This window comes from Thiomicrospira cyclica ALM1 (genome assembly GCF_000214825.1).
GTDB lineage: Bacteria > Pseudomonadota > Gammaproteobacteria > Thiomicrospirales > Thiomicrospiraceae > Thiomicrospira > Thiomicrospira cyclica.
In genome coordinates this window covers 983018-1004799 of record NC_015581.1, presented here as the reverse complement: position 1 = coordinate 1004799, position 21782 = coordinate 983018, and the positions used below count along the sequence as shown (strand labels likewise).

At 45.9% G+C, this 21782-nt stretch carries 19 protein-coding genes; 13 read left to right on the top strand and 6 right to left on the bottom strand.

Annotated elements, in window-relative coordinates; genetic code table 11:
- Positions 1–7 precede the first annotated feature (7 nt).
- Positions 8–1618, top strand: a complete 1611-nt coding sequence (locus THICY_RS04390) for an ABC transporter ATP-binding protein (protein ID WP_013835402.1) — start codon at positions 8–10, stop codon at positions 1616–1618.
- Between the two features lie 50 nt (positions 1619–1668).
- On the opposite strand, the gene THICY_RS04385 is transcribed toward THICY_RS04390, so the two are convergent.
- Positions 1669–2820, bottom strand: coding sequence for an HNH endonuclease (locus THICY_RS04385; protein WP_013835401.1), 1152 nt, complete (start codon positions 2818–2820; stop codon positions 1669–1671).
- Entirely contained in the window at positions 2813–3067 is a 255-nt protein-coding gene (locus THICY_RS04380; RefSeq protein WP_013835400.1) for a helix-turn-helix domain-containing protein, read from the bottom strand. Before THICY_RS04380 ends, THICY_RS04385 begins: the two co-directional genes overlap by 8 nt.
- A gap of 88 nt (positions 3068–3155) precedes the next feature.
- On the opposite strand from THICY_RS04380, the gene THICY_RS04375 reads away from it, so the two are divergent.
- From THICY_RS04375 to THICY_RS04355, 6 genes are all read left to right on the top strand, one after another.
- The gene (locus THICY_RS04375; protein WP_013835399.1) at positions 3156–5459 is read left to right on the top strand and encodes a DNA-methyltransferase; all 2304 of its coding nucleotides are present in this window, start codon (positions 3156–3158) and stop codon (positions 5457–5459) included.
- Between the two features lie 356 nt (positions 5460–5815).
- The gene (locus THICY_RS08870; protein ID WP_407635091.1) at positions 5816–6025 is read left to right on the top strand and encodes a YdeI/OmpD-associated family protein; all 210 of its coding nucleotides are present in this window, start codon (positions 5816–5818) and stop codon (positions 6023–6025) included.
- A 149-nt stretch (positions 6026–6174) separates the two neighbouring features.
- Positions 6175–6471, top strand: a complete 297-nt coding sequence (locus THICY_RS04365) for a ribbon-helix-helix domain-containing protein (protein ID WP_013835397.1) — start codon at positions 6175–6177, stop codon at positions 6469–6471.
- Positions 6468–6740 (top strand): type II toxin-antitoxin system RelE/ParE family toxin, encoded by a 273-nt coding sequence (locus THICY_RS04360; RefSeq protein ID WP_013835396.1) that lies wholly within the window; start codon positions 6468–6470, stop codon positions 6738–6740. Before THICY_RS04365 ends, THICY_RS04360 begins: the two co-directional genes overlap by 4 nt.
- A gap of 27 nt (positions 6741–6767) precedes the next feature.
- Positions 6768–6977 carry a DUF3820 family protein gene (locus THICY_RS08720; protein ID WP_013835395.1) on the top strand — a complete coding sequence of 70 codons (210 nt, stop codon included), beginning with the start codon at positions 6768–6770 and terminating at the stop codon, positions 6975–6977.
- Between the two features lie 93 nt (positions 6978–7070).
- Positions 7071–8222, top strand: coding sequence for a GNAT family N-acetyltransferase (locus tag THICY_RS04355; RefSeq protein WP_013835394.1), 1152 nt, complete (start codon positions 7071–7073; stop codon positions 8220–8222).
- A gap of 110 nt (positions 8223–8332) precedes the next feature.
- Here THICY_RS04355 and efp read toward each other — a convergent pair whose 3' ends face one another.
- Together efp and earP are read right to left on the bottom strand one after the other, a co-directional pair.
- Positions 8333–8893 (bottom strand): elongation factor P, encoded by a 561-nt coding sequence (gene efp, locus THICY_RS04350; RefSeq protein WP_013835393.1) that lies wholly within the window; start codon positions 8891–8893, stop codon positions 8333–8335.
- Positions 8894–8932: 39 nt separating this feature from the next.
- Positions 8933–10078, bottom strand: coding sequence for an elongation factor P maturation arginine rhamnosyltransferase EarP (gene earP / locus THICY_RS04345; protein ID WP_013835392.1), 1146 nt, complete (start codon positions 10076–10078; stop codon positions 8933–8935).
- Between the two features lie 193 nt (positions 10079–10271).
- Here earP and THICY_RS04340 point away from each other — a divergent pair, with 193 nt between their 5' ends.
- From THICY_RS04340 to THICY_RS04330, 3 genes are read left to right on the top strand one after another with little or no spacing between them, the layout of a single operon-like run.
- Positions 10272–11615 (top strand): Y-family DNA polymerase, encoded by a 1344-nt coding sequence (locus tag THICY_RS04340; protein WP_013835391.1) that lies wholly within the window; start codon positions 10272–10274, stop codon positions 11613–11615.
- On the top strand, positions 11616–13088 hold the full coding sequence (locus THICY_RS04335) for a 3'-5' exonuclease family protein (protein ID WP_013835390.1): 1473 nt from the start codon (positions 11616–11618) through the stop codon (positions 13086–13088). It begins immediately after the preceding gene.
- A complete protein-coding gene (locus THICY_RS04330; RefSeq protein WP_013835389.1) occupies positions 13081–13683 on the top strand; it encodes a LexA family protein in 603 nt (200 codons plus the stop codon). Before THICY_RS04335 ends, THICY_RS04330 begins: the two co-directional genes overlap by 8 nt.
- Positions 13684–13718: 35 nt before the next feature.
- On the opposite strand, the gene THICY_RS04325 is transcribed toward THICY_RS04330, so the two are convergent.
- Together THICY_RS04325 and THICY_RS04320 are read right to left on the bottom strand one after the other, a co-directional pair.
- The gene (locus THICY_RS04325) at positions 13719–15134 is read right to left on the bottom strand and encodes a PhoH family protein (protein ID WP_013835388.1); all 1416 of its coding nucleotides are present in this window, start codon (positions 15132–15134) and stop codon (positions 13719–13721) included.
- Positions 15135–15149: 15 nt separating this feature from the next.
- Positions 15150–15626, bottom strand: coding sequence for a peroxiredoxin (locus THICY_RS04320; protein ID WP_013835387.1), 477 nt, complete (start codon positions 15624–15626; stop codon positions 15150–15152).
- Between the two features lie 210 nt (positions 15627–15836).
- Here THICY_RS04320 and dapA point away from each other — a divergent pair, with 210 nt between their 5' ends.
- The 3 genes from dapA to purL are packed head-to-tail and all read left to right on the top strand — an operon-like array spanning position 15837 to position 21696.
- Positions 15837–16718, top strand: coding sequence for a 4-hydroxy-tetrahydrodipicolinate synthase (gene dapA / locus THICY_RS04315; RefSeq protein ID WP_013835386.1), 882 nt, complete (start codon positions 15837–15839; stop codon positions 16716–16718).
- Complete coding sequence (bamC, locus tag THICY_RS04310; RefSeq protein WP_013835385.1) at positions 16715–17767, top strand: outer membrane protein assembly factor BamC; 1053 nt, start codon at positions 16715–16717, stop codon at positions 17765–17767. The genes dapA and bamC overlap by 4 nt, the downstream gene beginning before the upstream one ends.
- Positions 17768–17823: 56 nt before the next feature.
- Positions 17824–21696: a phosphoribosylformylglycinamidine synthase gene (gene purL / locus THICY_RS04305; protein WP_013835384.1), complete on the top strand. Its 3873-nt coding sequence runs from the start codon at positions 17824–17826 to the stop codon at positions 21694–21696.
- Positions 21697–21782 lie beyond the last annotated feature (86 nt).

The following is a 21782-nucleotide window of genomic DNA, read 5'->3' as shown; positions in this document are numbered from 1 at the left end:
AACTCGTATGAAAAATCCGGTTTTAGCAATTGAGAATTTAGTAGTAAATGTCGGCGATAATGCGCTGATTGATGGTATTAGCTTGCAAATTCAGCCGGGTGAGATTTTTGCTTTGGTTGGCGAGTCGGGTAGTGGTAAATCTCTAACATCATTAGCGGTGATGCGCTTGTTACCCGATGCGCTGCGCATTGAAGTGGGCGATATTCAGCTGCACAACCAGTCTTTGCTGAACTTAACCGAAGCCCAAATGCAAAAGGTGCGCGGCAAGTCGATTGCGATGATATTCCAAGAGCCGATGACCTCACTCAACCCAGTCATGCGTGTGGGGGATCAAGTGGCTGAAGTGTTGCGCGTGCATTTAGGTCTATCCTCAAAAGCCGCCCAAGCCAAAGCGATTGATTTATTCAACGAAGTGGGCATTCCAGAGGCTGAACAACGCATTAATTGGTATCCGCACCAACTATCTGGTGGTCAAAAACAACGGGTGATGATTGCGATGGCACTGGCGTGCGAACCGGATTTATTAATCGCCGACGAACCGACCACGGCGTTGGATGTCACCATTCAAGCCCAAGTATTAAAACTGCTGAAGAAACTGCGTGATGAACGGGGTTTATCTATTTTGTTTATCACCCACGATATGGGTGTTGTCGCTGAAATGGCCGACCGTGTGGCGGTGATGCAAAAAGGCCGGATTGTCGAAACGGCCGAAGTTGAGCACTTTATTAAAGCGCCAACCCACCCCTATACCCAACAGCTGCTTGCCGATGCCTTGCCACAGCGTAACTACAAACCCCTACAAACCAATGAGTCCTTGCTGGATTTACGCGGTTTAAAAGTCCATTTCCCGATTAAGAAGGGCATATTGCAGCGCACGGTTGGCTATGTAAAAGCTGTTGATGGGGTTGATTTAGTGATTCGACGTGGTGAAACCCTTGCGCTGGTAGGTGAATCGGGCAGCGGAAAAAGCACCATTGGCCAAGCCATTCTGCGGTTAATCGACAGCACCGAAGGCGAAATCCGTTATCAAGACGTTAATCTCGCACAACTCAATGAACGCAAAATAAAACCTTTGCGCAAAAAAATACAGGTGATTTTCCAAGACCCTTATTCGGCGCTAAATCCACGCATGACCATCGGTGAAATCATTCGGGAGGGCATGGTCAGCTTAAAAGTCGGCTCGCAAAACAAAGCCGATCAAAATCAGCGCATTGACGAACTGCTCCAACAAGTCGGGCTATTAGCGGAGCACAAAATGCGCTACCCGCACGAATTCTCTGGCGGCCAGCGCCAACGCATTGGTATCGCCCGCGCCCTAGCGGTTGAGCCAGAATTAATTATCTGCGACGAACCCACCAGCGCACTAGACGTCACCGTGCGCGCGCAAGTATTAGATTTGCTCAACCACCTGCAGAAAACCTACAATCTATCGCTATTATTTATCACCCACGATTTATCCATCATCCCGCGTATCGCGCATCGCGTAGCTGTTATGTCCGAAGGCAAAATCGTCGAGCAGGGCGACGTCCAATCCATCCTCGAAAACCCACAACACATCTACACCCAAACCCTGCTAGCCGCTGCGCCGAGTTTTCATGATATGAGGCAGAGTTTGTAAAGCGCCTAAACCCGATCAACAAACTGCAGAACATATAGTTTTATGAATCATTAATATCCTTCACCTGATGCCACTGAAAGCTGAAGATCATGCTGCTTTTGGAGTTTACGATCGAGCAGCTTACCATTGAGATTTACAGGATCCTTTATCGTAGTTTTATCGCCATGATTAACGTTGCCTACTACTAAGTGCTCGTTAGGCGCGACAACAACATGCGAGACTATAATGAGGTCGCCACTAGGTGGTAGAGGGGTAATCCGTTGCGCCAGACCTTTCTTTTTGTTAGGCGGAGTGTAACGAATTGCCAGCGCGTATGGCGGCATCTCCCCGAGATCATATGTGGAAAAGGGAATCCATCTCAGTGGATAGTTGAACAACTTTATTCGCCCGTCTTCTGCTTTTGCGAGGAATGCAAAACTGTAATTTCCACGTACGTTTTCATAAAGCTTTTTGGCGTTGTCAGGAATGGTTTCACACGCATCTGTTCGGGTGATCTCACCAGTTTGCCAATGAAGTAAATCATAGGATGCGTTCTCATCATTCTCAATGCCATACAAGGGCGGATCATTACGTGAAAGCCAATGCGCCATTGCCCAGGCTTCTTGCATCCGGATATCAGCCATTGTCATACCGTATATACGGCAAAGACGCACGAAATCAAAATAAGTGCGCGGCTTGATCACCAATAAAATCCACATGAGGGCAGATTCCGCTGTCAAAAATGTTTTGCCCCCTTGTTCATGAGAAGGTCTCCGCACCACATTGCAGCGCCTACAGCGCAATGTTATGTTTTCAATGTAGTCTGCTTCCAGCGGGTCAGTGAAAAGTTCACGACTTTCTATATGATCAGCTTGCAACTCAAGCCGACTACCGCAATCTTGACACTGCCCTGTTTGTGCATAAGCCCAATCCATGACAATGCGCATGGTGTTACCCTTACCGTAGCGTCGCTTGAAACCATCAGATGACGCAAGGCTTGTACCTGTTTGCGAAGGGTTGAGGTGTCCGAGGATAAGTGCGCCCAATTCTTTCCAGTTCACCAGTCCATTTTCGACGAACGAGATGATTAAATCTTGCCACTGACTTTCCGACCAATTGCTGTCGTGAAGCCCGAATCCTGCTACAGGTGCAACATCTACAGTGGCATCAAGAGGAGTTGCTTCATCAGTAAAGTGTGGATCTATTGGATGGTCTCTATTCATAGCTACTATCCTCAACTTTTTGTTGCAAAATCTCAATCGTTTCAGCGGGTGAGACTTTTAATGAGTTACAGTAAAGCACGAACTCAACAATATCTAAACGCCGTTCGCCCCGTTCGATTTTGCTAATAAATGACTGATCAACGCCAATATACTCGGCCAATTCTGATTGCGTTAGCCCGCTATTCTTTCTTAGTTGAATCAACATTAGTTGTGCTACCTTATAGCTACCACTGTGTATGGTTTTCATCTGCTCATCTCCGCATAGTTGCAAAATTATATGAGATGCGGCAAAATATGCCAAAATCGCATATTTATAACGGGAAAATGCACTAGAAATGAAAAAATCGTTAGCTATTAAATTGCTAGATGAGTTCAACAACTTGTTAAGTCTCAGATTTGAGTGTCCACTTGATCTAATGGATGCGGCTGAAAGAGCGACTCTCTCTGCTGGTGAAAAGGCCTTGCGTCCCTCGGCTGATCGGAGCCGGGAGCTCTTCACCCTAGTAAATAGTAAGCTCGGCCTTAACAAGCAACGTATTAAGGTGTTTATTGACCTTGCAGCTAAGCAGCGACAGTACTTCAACTATCATGATAAGAATACGCTAGCCACGCTCTTTGACAATTCGAATCATGATGCGTTCGCAGCTTGGTGCGAGGTAAAGGGGATAAGTAATTATTTGCTAGAGACCTTCAATCCAATCACGATTGATGAGACAGTGTCAGGTTTACACGACTTTCTGAAATCTGGCAGCGTTAACCGCAGCGATGCACGTGACTGTGCCATTGAAGAAAAGCAAGTTCTTATTCAGCGTGCGTTGTTTGGTGGCTTCGTTTTCTGTGCTTTTGAAGACAGCATAATGCATAAAGTCTTTAATGAAGACGCACTTAATGAATATCATGCTAACTTTTTTAACCACCTTCGCACTCATCATTATAAGCAGTTACATCGAGAATGCGCCCTGATCTACCAGGATGTTGATATAGGTGCTTATGTCGAGCATACCGATCAAGAAATATCCGATCTACTTCTTACAGGGGTTCGAGATAGCTATGAACGTCTAGCAAATCACTGTTATTTTGCGATGCGCTTGCGAGCAGCACCTGGCGGCGAAGCCCGACAGTGGCGCCTGTTCGCTGATATCATTATTTATGCTGAAAAACATCGTGAAATTGCTTTATCAAAAGGTTATTTTCGACCAAACACCATTCGTGAGATTACCAAAGCTTATATCGGGGAAGCTCTCAATTCTGAATCAGCTAACTTTGAACTAGTTAATGAGGGGTTCTTTTTTAAGGATTGTTTTATTCTTTCTCACGCCGATGAAGAAGGCACAACCAACCAACTCTATGACATTCTTATCTTATTTGAAAAAAATGAACGTGATGAGCGGGTAATACCTTGTCCTGCATGTCGTTCGCACAAAGTTGGTGGGAATTCATACCCAACTATTGGGATTCGAAGTTGGGAGTGTAAGAATCTAATTTGCCCTGAACGTAGCGCCTATGATCGTGGAAACCGCTACTCCCTGGCATCAATTATGAAACAAGAAGCTATTGTGTCAGCAGAAGATCAGATTCCGATCCAAGTCCGCAGACGTTGGCGAAATGATGTGCTCTTTGGTGTCCGCGATGAAGAAATCATTGATATGCTTGTTCGTCAATTCAGCCTGCATAAAGATCGTGTACTTGTGATTGGGCAAGATAATGGTGAGACTACCAGTTATCTTGGACGTAAAATTGTATACGAATCCTTTGGGTTGTTGAAGTCGGATGCAGGCATTCGCAATCGCTTCTTTGACAGCGCCTTCTTCAAGCGTTTTGCACTGGAGCGCTCTCAATGCGCAATTATTTCTGAATCATCAGAACAGCGATTAGAACCAGGTATACGACTTATAAATGTTGACTGTGAAAGTGGACTGAAAGCTTTGCCGCCAGAGAGCATAGACGGTGCAGTTACATCACCACCGTATTTCAACGCACGTGAATATTCTCAGTGGCCAAATATCTATTGTTATCTCTTTGATATGTTCAACGCTTCGAGAGCGGTTTTCAAGGTACTTAAACCGGGTAGTCTGTTCATCTATAATATTTTCGACTACTTTGATAATGAGAATATCGTCGCTTTTTCAACTATGGGTAGGAAACGAATGATATTAGGTGCTTATATCATACATTTGTTTGAGAAGGCGGGCTTTAAAATCGCGGATAATGTGATTTGGTTTAAAGGTGATATCGAAGGCAAGCGCAATTTCAATGGTGGAAATACATCACCATATTACCAGCTTCCTTTCAATTGTTGGGAGCATTGTCTTGTGTTTCGCAAGCCCGGAGCGGAAGCAGTCCCACTGTCAATTAAGGTGTTAAAGCAACGCCCTGTCTTCAAGATGGTGCGCGGCAAGAATACTCACGGGCATACCGCACCGTTCCCCCCAGAGATACCCCAACTTCTTATTGACACCCTCCCAAAAGGTGCTGTCATTGTTGATCCGTATGGCGGTAGCATGACAACCGCCTGTGTTGCCGTGCAGAACGGCATGGCTGCGATAATGTTTGAGCTGGATAAGAACTATTTTGAACTTGGCTTGAAAAAAGTTCAGGAAGCTATGAAGACAACAAGTGAAAAACTATCCGATAGGTAATAGCAAGGGTTTTGTTTTGCTTTCCCATATTACAAATAAAATTTAGCTGTGTGTAGTGGTAAAGTGAAATTGGCTACCTAAATAGTGCAATACGATTCACAACTTAGGTCTTCATAGTCATAAATCGATAGGACCAATAAATATCCAAGGAATTGAGCTAGGTCTAAAAGAAGGGCTACCTTCTTTCACAGAAGATTTTAACTCATATATCTATATGTGTGATGAGTTGGTAGAAATCTACCGAGCGATGATTCGAGATTTGAAGCCGGAGAAAGCCGATAGCCTTATAGAATGGGTCGGCATATAACAAGTGGTTCCAAGTGACGCCTACGGCGCACCTGAACCAAGCGTTGTGCATGATAGATGGTGTCGCAGAGATGCCAGGTGACGTGTCCAGGCTCAAGCGTGAGAAGCAACCGATGTCTGATTTCGTCAGGGATGCTTTGATGGAGTCTGGGTTGATGGATGCGTATGAAGCCAGGCCCCCATACCAACGAAACGATTACCTTCTATGGATCAACGAAGCGAAAAGACAGAGCACAAAGGAAAAACGGCTGAGACTTTAATGGTCTAATAAAGTTGGAAGGTATGATAGCCTTCACAAACGGATATTTAGGAGACCATTACAGTTGTCGATCATGCGGGTTAAAGCTTGTGCCTTTTTTCAACCTGTCTTACACTGTATGACATTATTAATATTGTTGGAGTAGGGCAGATGATTTCTTTGACGATTCGATTAGACGAGGAAACCGATTCGCTGTTAAATAGTTTGGCGGAGCGCTTGCAGGAGAGCAAATCTTCGTTAGCACGCCAAGGAATCATGACCTATTTACAGCAGCAACAGAAAAAAGAGATTCAAAAGCAAGCTCTTGAACAGTCTTTTAGCGTGTCTTCTATTGACGAGGTTCAAAAACGGGTAGCGGAATCGGAAGCGAGTTATCAACTCAGTGATGAAGAATACGAGCAAGTGATGAATGAGTTTTTTGCGCGTGAGCTTGGTCTGGTTCGATGAGGCTGGTTAAAACGCGGCCTTGTGTTGTGCGTCTGCAAGCTATTCTTTGTTATATTGCGCTTGATAATCCACCCGCTGCGTTGAGTTTTGAGCGTGAATTACAGGCCAAGCTTGAATTGGTTAAAAACCAGCCATTTATGTGCCGACCTTTCCATTACCTCAAGCATGAGGCTTATCGTGATTTAATTCATCAAGGTTATAGGATTATTTATAAAGTGGAGCAGGGTGCGCTGCTTTTGCTCGATATTTTTAAATGGCAACAGCGATAATTTTGATTAATAGCGATTACTAAGCTTATGAGTCCAGAGAACTTAAAACAACTCGTTACACTCACGATGCCTTACGGTAAATACAAGGGGCGAATTATTGCTGATTTGCCAGGACATTACCTTAATTGGTTTGCGCGTGAGGGTTTTCCATCGGGAAATATAGGGCAATTGTTGGCGCTCATGCACGAGCTGGATCACAATGGTTTAAAGCACCTTCTTGATCCGTTAAGAAAATAGGCTTGTTCAATGGCGCAAGAGTATTTTGATGGTTCTTAAAACTTGTCAACTTAATAGGGCGGTAATACGCTCTAATAACCAGGTCTGCTAATTATGGAATTACGTTTAGTTCGACAGATAGCTGATATTAATCGCCAGGCTTGGAATGCGCTGGTCATTGATAGTAATCCGTTTTTGCGCCATGAGTTTTTGCAGGCGTTGGAAGATCACCAATGCGCCAGTGCGGAATTTGGTTGGTATCCGCAACATGTGGCTTTATATGATAAAGAGCGTTTAATCGCTGCCATGCCACTGTATGCTAAAACTAATTCCTATGGCGAATTTGTGTTTGATCACAGTTGGGCGCAGGCCTGGCAATCTGTGGGTTTGGCGTATTTTCCAAAATGGGTCACCTCGATACCTTATGCCCCAGTCACCGGGCAACGATTTTTGATTGCGGCTGATTATAATGCCGATCAAATCCGCGCCCTGTTGGTTCGGCAGCTGCAAAATTTGGCGAGTGAACAGCAGGTGAGCGGTTGGCATATTCTATTTGCGGATGCGTTGGGCGAGCACACTGATCAAGCCTGGTTAAACCAGCAGACCGATTGGTTGATTCGCCACGATTGTCATTTTCATTGGTTTAATCGCGTTTATCACACCTTTGATGACTTCTTAGCCCAGCTAAAACCTAAAAAACGGAAGAATATCAAGCAAGAACGGCGCAAAGTTGCCGAGGCAGGGGTGATTTTGCGGCGCTTAAACGGTCACACGGCTAGTGAGCAAGACTGGCAGGATTTCGCCCATTTTTATCAAAAAACCTTCCATGAAAAATACAGTTTGGCCACGCTTAATCGAGACTTTTTTCAAGCGGTGGCGCAGGCATTGCCTGATCAGGTGTTGTTAGTGATGGCACAGCGTGATGGCAAGAACATTGCCGGCTCGTTGATGTTTTACAGTGATACAACCTTATTTGGACGCCACTGGGGGTGTGTTGAGGAGGTCAATTCGTTGCATTTTGAGGCTTGTTATTACCAAGGCATTGAGTTTGCAATAGAGCAGGGGTTGCAACGCTTTGAGCCTGGCGCAGGTGGCGAGCACAAAATCGCTCGTGGCTTTGAGCCGGTGATGACCCAGTCGGCGCATTGGCTAAGGACGAATCCGTTTGAGCAAGGCATTAAAGGGTTTTTGGCTGACGAAAAACGGATGATCGACGATTATTACCAAGACTGTGTTTTGCATAGCTCGTATCGAGCAACTTGCTGAAAACCCGCGTGCTGAAGGGTGTATCAAAATTACAATATGTTGTTACTAAAAGACGCCCCGGATTGCTATCAACACGGGGCGTCTTTTATAGTTTTCTGCTAAAGACGTTATTACGCACGCTTACGGAATTCGCCGGTACGAGTATCGATTTCGATTTTTTCTCCGATTTCGATGAATGCCGCGACTTGCAGTTCAGCACCACTATGTAAACGAGCCACTTTCATAACCTTGCCAGAGGTGTCGCCACGCGCGGCAGGTTCGGTGTAAGCGACTTCACGCACAATAATGGTTGGCATTTCGATTGAAATGGGCTTGCCTTCGTAGAAGGTCACTTCACACTGGTCTTCCATGCCATCTTCAAGGTAGTTTAACGCATCACCCAAGTTATCTTTTTCGATTTCGTATTGGTTGTATTCTTCGTCCATGAATACATACAACGGATCGGCAAAGTAGCTGTAAGTACAGGGTTTTTTCTCAAGAATAACTTGATCAAACTTATCATCTGCTTTGTAAACCTGTTCAGTGGCACTGCCATTTAGCAAGTTTTTCATCTTCATTTTAACGACCGCTGCGTTACGGCCTGATTTGTTAAATTCAGTTTTTAAAATGACCATCGGGTCATTGCCAATCATAATGACGTTACCTACGCGAAACTCTTGTGCCGTTTTCATTTGTAAAATCCTAAACATTAAGAATAAAAAATCGCGATATTATACCTTGCTTTGCACAAACTTGACGAGATTAGTGCTTAATTCTCCGATTTTTTCCAGCTGTTGCGCCCAGTGTATAGCGTGTTGTTGCCATGCTGGCCAGTGGTTAACTAGGTCTAACCAGACCTGCTTATTGAGTTGTTGTTGGTTCCAAGCGATTTGCCAGTCTCGAATGGTCTGCTCGAGCTGGCTTTCCATCCCACCGGTATAGGCATCATTAAAAGCATGAAGTTTATTCCAGTGGGCGTCATCATCGGTTGGGTAGATATGCCAAACAAAGGGTTTTGCGGCCCATTGTGCGCGCACAAAGGATTCTTCGCCGCGCACAAAATTCAGGTCGGCTTTTAAAAGTAGCTGATCATAGTCGGTTTGTGACATAAACGGCAGGCTATAAAGATGGATTCGACCTTGTTGCCAATAACCATCGGTGGCTAAACGCGTTTGGATTGCGCGAGCTAATCCGCCATGAGCACGACCGGCTGGTATCAGCAGCGTTACGCTGTCATAGCCCTTGGGTAAGGGGATATGGGGTTCACTTAAAATATTAATTAATTCCTGTAGTGCGTTGTTTTCATAACAAAATACCGAAATTTTAAAAGTATTTTTAGCTAGAGTTAAGCCATTTGGTAAGGTGGTATTTTGAGTGGTGCTTTTCGTGATTGCTTGTTGGCGTTGTGCGTAATCGCCTTCACGCATTAAGCCACCGGTACTAGGTCGCAGACCGGGAAAGAAAAACGTTTTATCTAAGCCACAGGGCTGTTTTGAGGGGCGTAAATGAAAGTCGCTCACCCAGGATTCCGCACTCAGATACTCTAGATTGAGCCAAATTGGCTGTGCGGATTGGTTGCGCATCGCCTGTCGATAGGCTGTGGGTAGTTCGCAACCAAAGGTTTCAATGACCACTGTTGCAGGCTGAATCTCGCTAAAATCATCCAGCCAATGTCGAATAGTAATCCCGTGACAAACCTGTTGTTCACGTCCGGGATCGTAATCCGGTTCCATAGCGGCCAGTGCTTGCGGTTGATCCAGCCATAAACGCACTGTTTGCTGATGGTCATGATGTAACAGTTTTGCTAGGCGCCAGCTTACGCCGATGTCGCCATAATTATCAATGACACGGCAAAATAGATCCCAAGTTTTGTTCATGCATTTGTACTCATATTATCTTTATTACGCGGTGGCGATTTTGGTTAATTATTGTAGCGACTTTTAGATTGGTTGCGGCTCGGCTTAACAATTATGTTAACTTTACGAAAGTCAGCAAGACGGCTTGGCGTGTTTTTGAAAAGTGTTACAATGCTAAATATTAAAAATGTAACACCATTCAAAAAGGAATGTCATGGCGGTCTTTGCATTGGTAGATGCGAACAGTTTTTATGCGTCTTGTGAAATTTCATTTCGGCCAGATCTTGCCAAACGCCCGGTGGTGGTGTTGTCTAATAATGACGGCTGTATAGTGGCGGCCAATCAAATAGCCAAGGATTTAGTAAAGCGGCATGCACGTGACTATGGTCAGGGTGGTTATGCATCGGCAACACCCGCTAGTATGATGTTTCAGCCTTATTTTAAGGTGGCTGACCTACTTGAGCGTTATAACACCGCGGTTTTTAGCTCGAATTATGAATTGTATGGCGATATGAGTACGCGGATGCATCAGTTATTGGGTGAGTATGCGGCGGGACAAGAAATTTATTCGATTGATGAATCTTTTTTAGATTGGTCAGGGATGTCGGCGTGGGATTTAACCGCCTATGCGCAGATGATTCGCGACAAAATTAAACAAGGTCTAGGTCTGCCCGTGGCGGTGGGGGTTGGTGCTTCCAAAACCTTAGCAAAACTGGCCAATAATCTGGCCAAAAAACAACCGGCTTTTGATGGGGTGCTAGATTTAACTGCAGTGAGCTCCGCGACTCGAACGGCGTTGTTAAAACAAGTGCCTGTGGGTGATGTTTGGGGAGTGGGGCGACGCATGGCTCCTAAGTTACAGGCGCTGAATATTCAGAGCGCCTATGATTTACAACAGGCCGATGCTAAGACCTTACGGCGTCATTTTTCGGTGGTGATGGAGCGTTTGATTGCCGAGTTGAACGGAGAAAGTTGTTTAGCACTCGAAATGGTGGCACCGGCAAAACAGCAAATTATTCGTTCACGTTCGTTTGGTCAACCGGTGATGGAATGGGATTGGCTGGCTCAGGCCGTGGCGAGTTATACCGCGCGTGCGGCGGAAAAGCTGCGTCAGCAAGGCTCGGTGTGTCAGCATATTCATGTGCACTTGCGAACCAATCCTTATGATACGAAACAGCCTTATTATGCTAACTCGCATGGCATGGGGTTGGTTTATCCCACCGATAATAGTCAGTTGTTGATTAAGCTAGCAAAACGCTTACTCAAGCGGGTTTGGCAACCAGGCCTGGCGTATCACAAAGCCGCTGTAACCCTTTCGGCGATAAGTGATAAAGGACCGTTGCAATTAGATGCTTTTGCGCCCAATCCTAGGTTTTCAGCTAACCCCAAAGCAGAAGCTTTGATGACGACGTTGGATGCGATTAATCAAAAAATGGGTCGCGGGTCGATTCAGTTTGCCGCCGAAGGCTTGGCGGATAAGGCGCAGTGGGCGATGCGTCGCGCGAAATGCTCGCCGCGTTATACCACACGGTTTGATGAAATTTTGGTGGTGCATTAAATGACACAGACTTGGACATGGTGGTCTGCAAAACCGGTTGGCTTTAATTTAGAGGACTGGGTTTTAGTGGATATTGAAACGACCGGCGGCAAGCCAGGGCTAGATGAGATTATTGAAATCGCGGTGCAACGCTTTCATCAAGGAGAGTGGGTGCAATCTTGGCAACAGCTGATTCGTCCGCACCGAACCATTCCGCCGTGGATTACTCGCTTAACCGGGATTAGCAATGCGATGGTTGCCGAGGCACCGCTTTTTGAGGAGATTGCCGAGGATTTGGCGGCACTGTTAGCCGATAAAGTTTTTGTAGCTCATAATGCGCGCTTTGATTATGGTTTTATTAAACATCAGTTTAAGCGAATAGGTATTGATTGGCGGGCAACGACCTTATGTACGGTTAAGTTATCAAGACAGCTGTTTCCGGAGCATAAACGTCACGGCCTGGATCATTTAGTGACGCGTTATGCTTTGCCACAGGTTGACCGTCATCGTGCGATGGGCGATGTGGATCTCGTCGCTGCCTTTTTAGCGCAATTAACCCACGAGGTATCGGCGGATCGTATTTGGTCTTTATTAGCTGAGCTGTTAGCCCAACCTAGCCTACCGGCCAATCTCGATCCGAGTGAATTGGCTGATTGTGAAGATGTACCGGGCGTGTACCGCTTTTATGGTGCGCAAGGCCAGTTGTTATATGTCGGTAAATCGGTGCAGCTGCGCACGCGTATTTTAAGTCACTTTACCCAGGATCATCGTGCCGCAAAAAATCTTAAGATGGTGAGTGAGATACATCATGTCGATTGGACAGAATGCGACGGCGACTTGAGTGCGCAACTGCTAGAGTCCCAACAAATCAAGACCTTATCGCCACAATATAATGTTAAATTGCGCAAACATACCCGTTTGTGGCGCTGGGTAAGGCATCTAAACCAAGACGGCTATGCGCAAATGAAACTGGTGGCAAATGACGGACTCACCGCCGATGAATTACATCAGAGTTTTGGGCTGTTTCGTTCGCAAAAACAAGCGGAAGAAGCGATGCGAACCAAGGTTAAGGATGCGAATCTGTGTCAACGTTTAACGGGGCTAGATAAGAAAGCCAAGGGCAGCTGTTTTGCCTATCAATTAAAGCAGTGTCGTGGTGCTTGTGTGCAAGAAGAGTTGCCGCTTGCGTACAATCTTCGTCAGGATTTAGCGTTACAGACTTGGCAGCAGCAGGCCTGGCCTTGGCAAGGCCCGGTACTGGTTCGAGAAACCCCAACCAGTGAACGGGGGCTGTTGGTGTATCAATGGCAAGTTATTACAGATGTTGAAGATGAGACGAGCCTATTTGAAGCCTTGAGCAGCAGGCCTGCTTGTGAGCAGTCACTTGATTTAGATGCCTATCGGATTTTATGTAAGTTTTTATTAAAGCCACCAGCGGGCATGGTGATTAAGCCCTTAGTGTGGTTGGAAGAGGGAGGCGAAATTCATGGCTAGCAAGGACAAATCAGGACGTGGCGGTAAGCGGGAGGGAGCTGGTCGTAAGGCAGGCAGTGGTCCTTATGGCGAGGCCACCAAGGTGATGCGCGTACCTGGATCGAAAGTCACTCTTATTAAAACCTGGTTACAACAGTGGCAAGAACCTTGCGAACGGCATACTTTCGATTTAGAGCCTGGCTTTAAAGGCGTTAATCCAATCACCGAATTGGCCTTGCCCGTGTTTAGCCACAAGGTAATTGCGGGTTTTCCCTCACCAGCTGATGACAACCAAGAAGAAACGATTGATTTGAACGAGGTTTTTGTGCCTCATACAAAAACCAGCTTTGTGGTGCGAGTTCAAGGCGATTCGATGCAACAGGCGGGGATTTTGCCGGGTGATCAATTGGTGATTGATCGCAGTATTACACCAGTGTCCGGCAACATTGTTATCGCCTCGGTGAATGGGGATTTAACCCTGAAGCGATTAATTAAACAAGCAGGACAGATTTGGCTCTATCCTGAGAATCCAGCCTATCAACCCATTGCTGTAGCTGAGGAAACTGAGCTGGTTATTTGGGGAGTCGTTGTTTCAGTGTTACGCAAGTTAATTTAGCACTGAGTTTTGGTCAGGCTAAACACTTTTTTCCCTTAAAGTACATCGGAGGCAAACTCTGCCAGTCGAGACCGCTCGCCTTGTTTTAAAGTCATGTGGGCGCCATGTGCCCAATCTTTAAAGCGATCAACAACATAGGTTAAACCCGAAGTGGTCTCTGTTAGATAGGGGGTGTCAATTTGACCTATATTACCCAAGCAAATAATTTTGGTGCCGGCACCCGCACGCGTAATGAGAGTTTTCATTTGCTTTGGGGTAATGTTTTGAGCTTCGTCAATAATAATGTACTTTTTCATGAAAGTACGACCGCGCATAAAGTTTAGTGATTTTATTTTGATGCGCTTGCTAACTAGTTCGCCAGTACTTTGCTTTTCCCAATCAGTGTGTTGTCCGTCGCTTGCAGTAAGTACCTCTAAATTATCCATCAGCGCACCCATCCAAGGGGTCATTTTTTCCTCTTCAGTGCCCGGTAGGAAGCCAATATCTTCGCCAATTGGGATGGTGGCGCGGGTCATAATGATTTCGTTGTAGATGCTGCTATCAAGTGTTTGTTCTAAGCCACAAGCGAGTGCAAGCAGGGTTTTGCCGGTACCCGCTGGCCCCAATAGTGACACAAAATCAATGTCTGGATCCATTAAAAAGTTCATTGCCATATTTTGTTCGACATTGCGTGCGTTAATTCCCCACACAGCATGACTTTTTGACCCATAGTCCGTTAGGGTCTCGAGTGTTGCGAGCTGGTTGTCAATTTTGCGAATAATAGCGCTGAATCCTGAATCATTTGGGCTAATCAGGCATTGATTAGGATACCAATGACTATTGGGTTCGAGCTTGAGTTCGTAAAAAGTGCGACCCTCATTTTGCCAGGCTTTCATGTGGTCACTGTGTTGTTCAAAAAAATTGTCTGGTAGTAATTCATAACCGGTGTACAGCAAATCGGCATCTTCTAACACACGATCATTGTAATAATCTTCCGAGTGCAACCCGACCGCAGACGCTTTAATGCGCATATTAATGTCTTTGGTAACCAGGGTAACATTTCTGTCTGGAAACTCGTTCTTTAGAGCTAAGCCTACTTTAAGAATTTGGTTATCCGCTTTGTGGCTAGGAATGGCAACGGGTAGATCAGCGTTAAGTGGCGCCGTTTCAAAAAATAGTTTACCTAAGTGACTGATCTCTGCTTTTCGTTTAGTGGGATAGATGTTGTCCAGCGCCAGTCCACTCTTAAGCATCTCAAAGTTAGATCCGTTAATGATTTGATCCATTAAACGATTGGTTTCGCGAACATTTCTTGCAACCTCTGACATGCCTTTCTTTGCGGCATCCAATTCTTCTAATACAGTCATAGGGATAAAAATGTCATGTTCGTCAAAATTGAACAATGCCATGGGGTCATGCATTAAAACGTTGGTATCAAGGATAAATAGTCTTGGTTGAGTTGATGCCGTCATTAAGCTGTCCTCTGGTTAAACCTGGGTAAGTTTTTTTAATACATCTTGCGCGTGATTGGGAACACGTACTTTCCGCCAAGATGCGATAACATCACCTTGCGGATTGAGTAAAAAAGTTGAGCGTTCGATGCCCATATATTCTTTGCCAAAGTTTTTCTTTAGCTTGATAACCTTAAAAGCCTTACAGAGTTTTTCTTCAGGGTCACTAATGAGTTCGAATGGAAAATTATATTTTTCCTTAAAACTTTGATGCTGTTTTAAGCTATCTTTGGATACGCCATAAACGTGACAATTTTGTTTTACAAAGGCTGGGTAAAGATCACGAAAGTCTTGTCCCTGTTGTGTACATCCAGGGGTGTTGTCTTTAGGGTAAAAATACAAAACGGTATGCTGACCAAGCAATGTTTGTTCACTAATGACCTGATCCGGTGTCGCAGGAAGGCTAAATGTTTGCAGGCGTAGCTGCTGATCGGTCTGGGCTGCAAAATCCATAATCATGGGTTCCTTTTAAAGGTAATTGATACTATGACTTAGTATGGCGTTAAACTAGACGGCTCGCAACTGCTTGAGCCCACATAAACGAATGATTTGTTATAAAGGTTATTGGCGGTTGAACTAATTCAACCTTAGCGTTAATATTACGCTTTTAAAACGACGTAATCTGTTTACGTTGTTCTCTGATAGATAATTTTGGAGTTGGCCTTGGCATTGACTGGCAGCATGGTGGCATTGGTCACCCCGATGAATGAAGATGAAACGGTAGATTATCCGGCATTAGCTCAATTAATTGAATGGCATATTGCTGCCGGAACCCAAGCCATTGTTGCTGTTGGTACGACTGGTGAATCGGCAACACTCGACATGACGGAGCATTGCGCTGTTATCCAGTTTGTTGTTGAACAGGTAGCTGGGCGAGTTACGGTGATTGCAGGTACGGGTGCCAATTCGACCAGTGAAGCCATCGAGCTAACCCAATGCTCCAAAAATACTGGTGCAGATGCTTGTTTATTGGTAACGCCTTACTATAATAAGCCAACCCAAGAGGGCTTGTTTCTTCATCATAAAAAGATTGCGGAAGCGGTTGATATACCTCAGATTTTGTATAATGTTCCGGGTCGAACAGCCTGCGATATGCAGCCCGAAACGATCGGTCGATTAGCGCAAATTTCTAACATTATTGGGGTCAAAGAGGCGACCGGCGACTTAGCACGTGTCGCTAAAATTCAAGCACTGGTTCCGGCTGATTTTTATCTATACAGCGGCGATGACGCTACCGCAGTAGACTTTATTTTGTTGGGTGGGCATGGTGGCATCTCTGTAACAGCGAATCTCGTTCCGGATCAAGTGGCCTTAGCTTATCAAGCGGCTTTAAGAGGGGATGCTGAAGATGCGCATGCATTGGATCAACCCATGGCGTTATTGCATCAGCGCTTATTTGTAGAAGCAAATCCCATTCCGGTCAAATGGGCGCTTTCACAGATGCAAAGGATTAGTCCGGCCATTCGATTACCATTAACCCCTTTATCGGAACCTTTTCATGGTTTAGTGTCAGAAGCTATGAAGCAAGCAGGAGTACGCACTTGAACACATTTTACAAAGCAGCAGTCCTGGTAGCGGCATTAACGCTGGTAACTGGTTGTTCGGTTTTTAAAGGGGGCGAAACCGATTTTCGTGATAGTGAAGGGCGTTTATTACAAGGCTTAGAGTTACCGCCAAATTTCGTCTCTCCTGGTCAGGAACGTGCTCAGGTTAATGATCGTTTAGTTGCACCCATGTTGCAAGAGCAGGATACTCTACCTCGTGTGCTGACCTCTGGAGTTAATGTTGAATCAAATTTAGTCCAGCGTTGGTTAGTCTTCGACAACAAATCAAGTTATGAGGTTTACAATCTTTTACAGCGCTTTATCGCTGGTCAGGGTTTCGATATCGCATCGGCAAACTTTGATATTGGTTTGATTCAAACCGATTATCTTGCGCGTAGTGATGTTGCCCCCGTGGCATTGGAAGTGGGTTTATTAACCCGCTTGTTAAACCGTTGGCGTGATGAGCGCGTCACAGGGCTTTATGATCGCTATAGCTTTCAAATTACCGAACAAGATGGTCAAGTCGCTGTTTATGTTCAGCATAATATGATGACGGCTGACTCTTCAGGTGATATTACTCAATGGCGTTTGCGTTCTTATGATCCGATGATGGAAATGTTAGCGCTGTACCGGTTCTTGGTATTTAGTGGCGAGACGGCAGAAGGTGCGATCGATAAAATTGCCCAAGCACCTTATTACCATGAGGTCCTGCGTGGTGAAGAAATGCTAGGAGTCGCCTTGGCCGCTCCGATTGATCAAGCCTGGGACTATTTGCAAGCACAAGCGGTACGCGCCGATTGGAATATTGTCAGTCAATCGCGCAATGAACGTATCATTTTGGTTGAAGTGAGTAAAGATATTAGCAGTTTGAGTTGGTTAAACCGTATTTTCGCAAGTCAATCTAGTCGTGTGTTGGTGTTAATGCTTGCAGCGGATACTGAACGTGATGGCATTACCTTGGTTGAAATCAATGCTCAGGCAAACGATACGCCGCTGAATGGCGAGCAACGACGTGCCTATCTTGAACAGCTTGGCCTGTTATTCGATTAAATTAATTCGTCTCAACAACCCTCAGTGATGAGGGTTTTTTCATTGGAAGTTAGGTTATGTATATTATCTGGGGTCAGTCTGCCCACTCTGAATACCGTCTTAAGCAATTAACTGTTAGATTACAGCAACTGGGTGCGTTGAATCAGTTGCGCAGCCAATGGTTTTATATGGTTACAGTGCAAGAAGAGCTCTCTGAGAAACGGCTTGCTGAATTAAGTTTATTGCTCAATGGTCAGACTGATGTTTTGAGTGCCTATACCTCAGAACCTAGTTGTGTTGTGACGCCACGAGCCGGCACTATTTCACCTTGGTCTAGCAAGGCGACGGATATTGCGCATTTATCTGGCTTTGATCAGGTAACACGGATTGAGCGGGGTACAGCTTATTACTTGTCTGGTCATGATGCGGGTCAAGCCAGCACTTATTTTACCAAACTCTATGATCGCATGACTTCACAAGTCTGGACCGATATAGGTCAATTAGCGACCTTGTTTCAGCAAGGTCAACCAAGACAGGTTAATTATGTCGACGTTTTAGCCGGTGGAAGCGCGGCTTTAGTCGCAGCTAACCAATCTTTGGGTTTGGCATTAAGCGATGATGAAATTGATTATCTGGTAACCAATTTTAATCAGCTGGAACGCAACCCAACCGATGCGGAATTAATGATGTTTGCGCAAGCCAATTCCGAGCACTGCCGCCATAAGATTTTTAATGCCGACTGGGTCATTGATGGTCAAGCGAAGGATAACACCTTGTTTGGGATGATTCGCAATACCTACAAGCACCATCCAGACGGTGTACTGTCGGCTTATAGTGATAACGCAGCCGTAATGACCGGACCGCAAGCAACGCGTTTTTTCCCAGACGCGAATACCGCAGAGTATGGCTATTCGAGTGAACCGACTCACATCCAAATAAAAGTAGAAACTCACAACCACCCAACCGCTATCTCACCCTTTCCAGGCGCCGCGACAGGTGCGGGTGGCGAGATTCGTGACGAGGGTGCTACAGGTCAAGGCTCCAAACCCAAGTCTGGTTTAACCGGTTTTACGGTATCTAACCTTAATATCCCAGGTTTTAAACAGCCCTGGGAGCGTGATTATGGTCGTCCGGGTCGTATTGTGTCGGCTTTGGATATTATGATTGAAGGACCCTTGGGTGCGGCAGGCTATAACAATGAATTTGGCCGTCCAGCAATTAATGGCTATTTTAGAACCTATGAAAACCCTCTTTTAACCGAAGAGGGTCAAGAGATGCGCGGTTATCACAAGCCAATTATGCTGGCTGGTGGTCTAGGCAATATTCGCGAGATGCACGTTAAAAAACAAGATATTCCGGCGGGTGCTAAGTTGATTGTGCTAGGTGGTCCGGCCATGTTAATTGGCTTGGGCGGTGGTGCGGCATCCAGTGTTGATACGGGATCAGGCGCCGAAGATTTGGACTTCGCCTCGGTACAGCGTGACAACCCTGAAATGGAGCGCCGGGCGCAAGAGGTCATTGATCGTTGTACCTTTTTAGGTCGCGACAATCCGATTGCATCTATTCATGATGTCGGTGCAGGCGGCTTGTCAAATGCCTTTCCTGAACTGGTTAATGATGCGGGTCGGGGCGGTATTTTTGATTTGCGCAAAGTGCCTAATGATGAACCGAGTATGTCTCCGATGGAGATTTGGTGTAATGAATCTCAGGAACGCTATGTTTTAGCGATTTATCCAGACCGTTTAGCCACGTTTGAAGCCATTTGCCAGCGTGAGCGTGCGGTTTATGCGATTGTCGGTGAGGCTACTGCTGAGCAAAAGTTACAGGTACGTGATACCCTGTTGGATGTTAGTCCCGTTGATTTACCTTTAAACGTGTTGTTGGGCAAACCGCCAAAAATGCAACGAGATGTTACTACGCGCGTTATCGGTCAACCTGGCTTTGAATCAGCCATTCTTAACCTGGAAGAAGTGACAGAACGTTTGCTAAAACTGCCGACCATTGCCAGCAAATCCTTTTTGATTACCATCGGGGATCGCTCAATCACGGGCATGGTGACGCGTGATCAAATGGTCGGGCCCTGGCAGGTACCCGTTGCCGATGTGGGTGTGACAGCTGCGGATTATCAAGGTTATTTCGGTGAAGCGATGGCGATGGGGGAGCGACCACCGGTTGCGCTGATTAACCCAAAAGCATCGGCTCGTTTGGCGGTTGCAGAGGCCATTACCAATATTGCCGCGGCACGGATCGAACATTTATCAGACATCAAAATGTCGGCTAATTGGATGGCAGCAGCGGGGCATCCCGGTGAAGACGCCGCCCTGTTTGCAGCGGTTGAAGCGGTTGGGATGGAACTATGCCCTGCGCTCGGTATTACAATTCCTGTCGGCAAAGACTCCATGTCGATGAAAACCGTTTGGCAGGAAAACGGCGAGCAAAAAGCCGTTATTGCACCAGTATCTTTGAATATTACTGCCTTTGCGTCAGTAACGGATGTGCGCAAAACCTTAACACCACAATTACGTACCGACTTAGGTGCGACCCAGTTATTACTAATTGATTTAGGTCGTGGTCAGAATCGTTTAGGGGGCAGTTGTTTAGGTCAAGTTTATAATCAGATTGGCGAGCATAGCGCTGACTTGGATAATGCCCAAGAACTAGTGGCGTTTTTCAATGCGATACAGCAATTAAATGCGCAAGGATTGATTGTGGCTTATCACGACCGATCAGATGGTGGTTTGCTAGTAACGCTAATGGAAATGGCGTTTGCCGGTCATTGTGGTATTGATATTGATGTGACCAGTCTTGGTGCCGAACCGATTGCGGCCCTAACCGCTGAAGAATTAGGTGCGGTGATTCAAGTAAAAACAGCAGACTTGGATCAAGTCAATGCGATTTTCGTCGCTCATGGGCTTGATCAATTAAGTCATAACATTGGTCAACTGAATGACAGTGATGAAATTCACATTATCCATCAGTCCCACACGTTATTGAATGGCGCAAGATCCCATTACCAGGCCTGGTGGTCGGAAACCTCGTACCGGATGCAAGCCTTACGAGATAATGAAGATTGTGCACAACAAGAGTTTGATGCGATTACAGATAGCCATGCGACAGGGTTGGTTGCAAAACCGAGTTTTGATATCAATGACAATATCAGCGCGCCTTTTATTAACACCGGTGTTCGTCCGAAGATGGCTATCCTGCGTGAGCAAGGGGTCAATGGTCAGCAAGAAATGGCTGCCGCCTTTGACCGTGCCGGCTTTAATGCGGTTGACGTTCACATGAGCGATATTCTAAGTGGACAGGTGTCCTTGGACGCATTCAAAGGCTTAGTGGCTTGTGGTGGCTTCTCCTATGGTGATGTGCTGGGTGCAGGTCGGGGCTGGGCGAGTTCGGTGTTGTTTAACCCAAGAGCGCGTGATGAATTTGAGGCTTATTTCAATCGTGAAGATGCTTTCAGTCTTGGGGTATGTAATGGCTGTCAGATGATGTCAAATTTGAAGTCGATTATTCCTGGGGCACAACATTGGCCAGCCTTTGTTCGCAATCGATCAGAGCAGTTTGAAGCCCGTTTGTCTTTGGTTGAAGTGCAACAATCGCCCTCTATTTTATTGGCGGGCATGGCAGGTAGTCGCATTCCCGTTGCTGTGGCGCACGGTGAAGGGCGTGTCGATTTTGCGCAAGCGGCGGGTGACCAAACGCAAGCGCATATCGGCCTTCGTTATGTTGATGCCAAAGGCGTGCCAACCGAACGCTATCCATTTAACCCTAATGGATCTTCGCAAGGAATTACCGGATTAACAACGGATGATGGCCGTGTCACCATAATGATGCCACACCCTGAGCGGGTATTCCGAGCGGTGCAGCATTCCTGGTGTCCTGATGAATGGACTGAGGATGCACCTTGGATGCGCTTATTCCGTAATGCACGTCGCTGGATCGGGTAAGATTGGCTATAAAGACACTTTAATGTGCTATAAGATAATTCTTTTGTAAGATGAAAGAGCAGGGTTTGACTTTGTTTTAGCTTTTA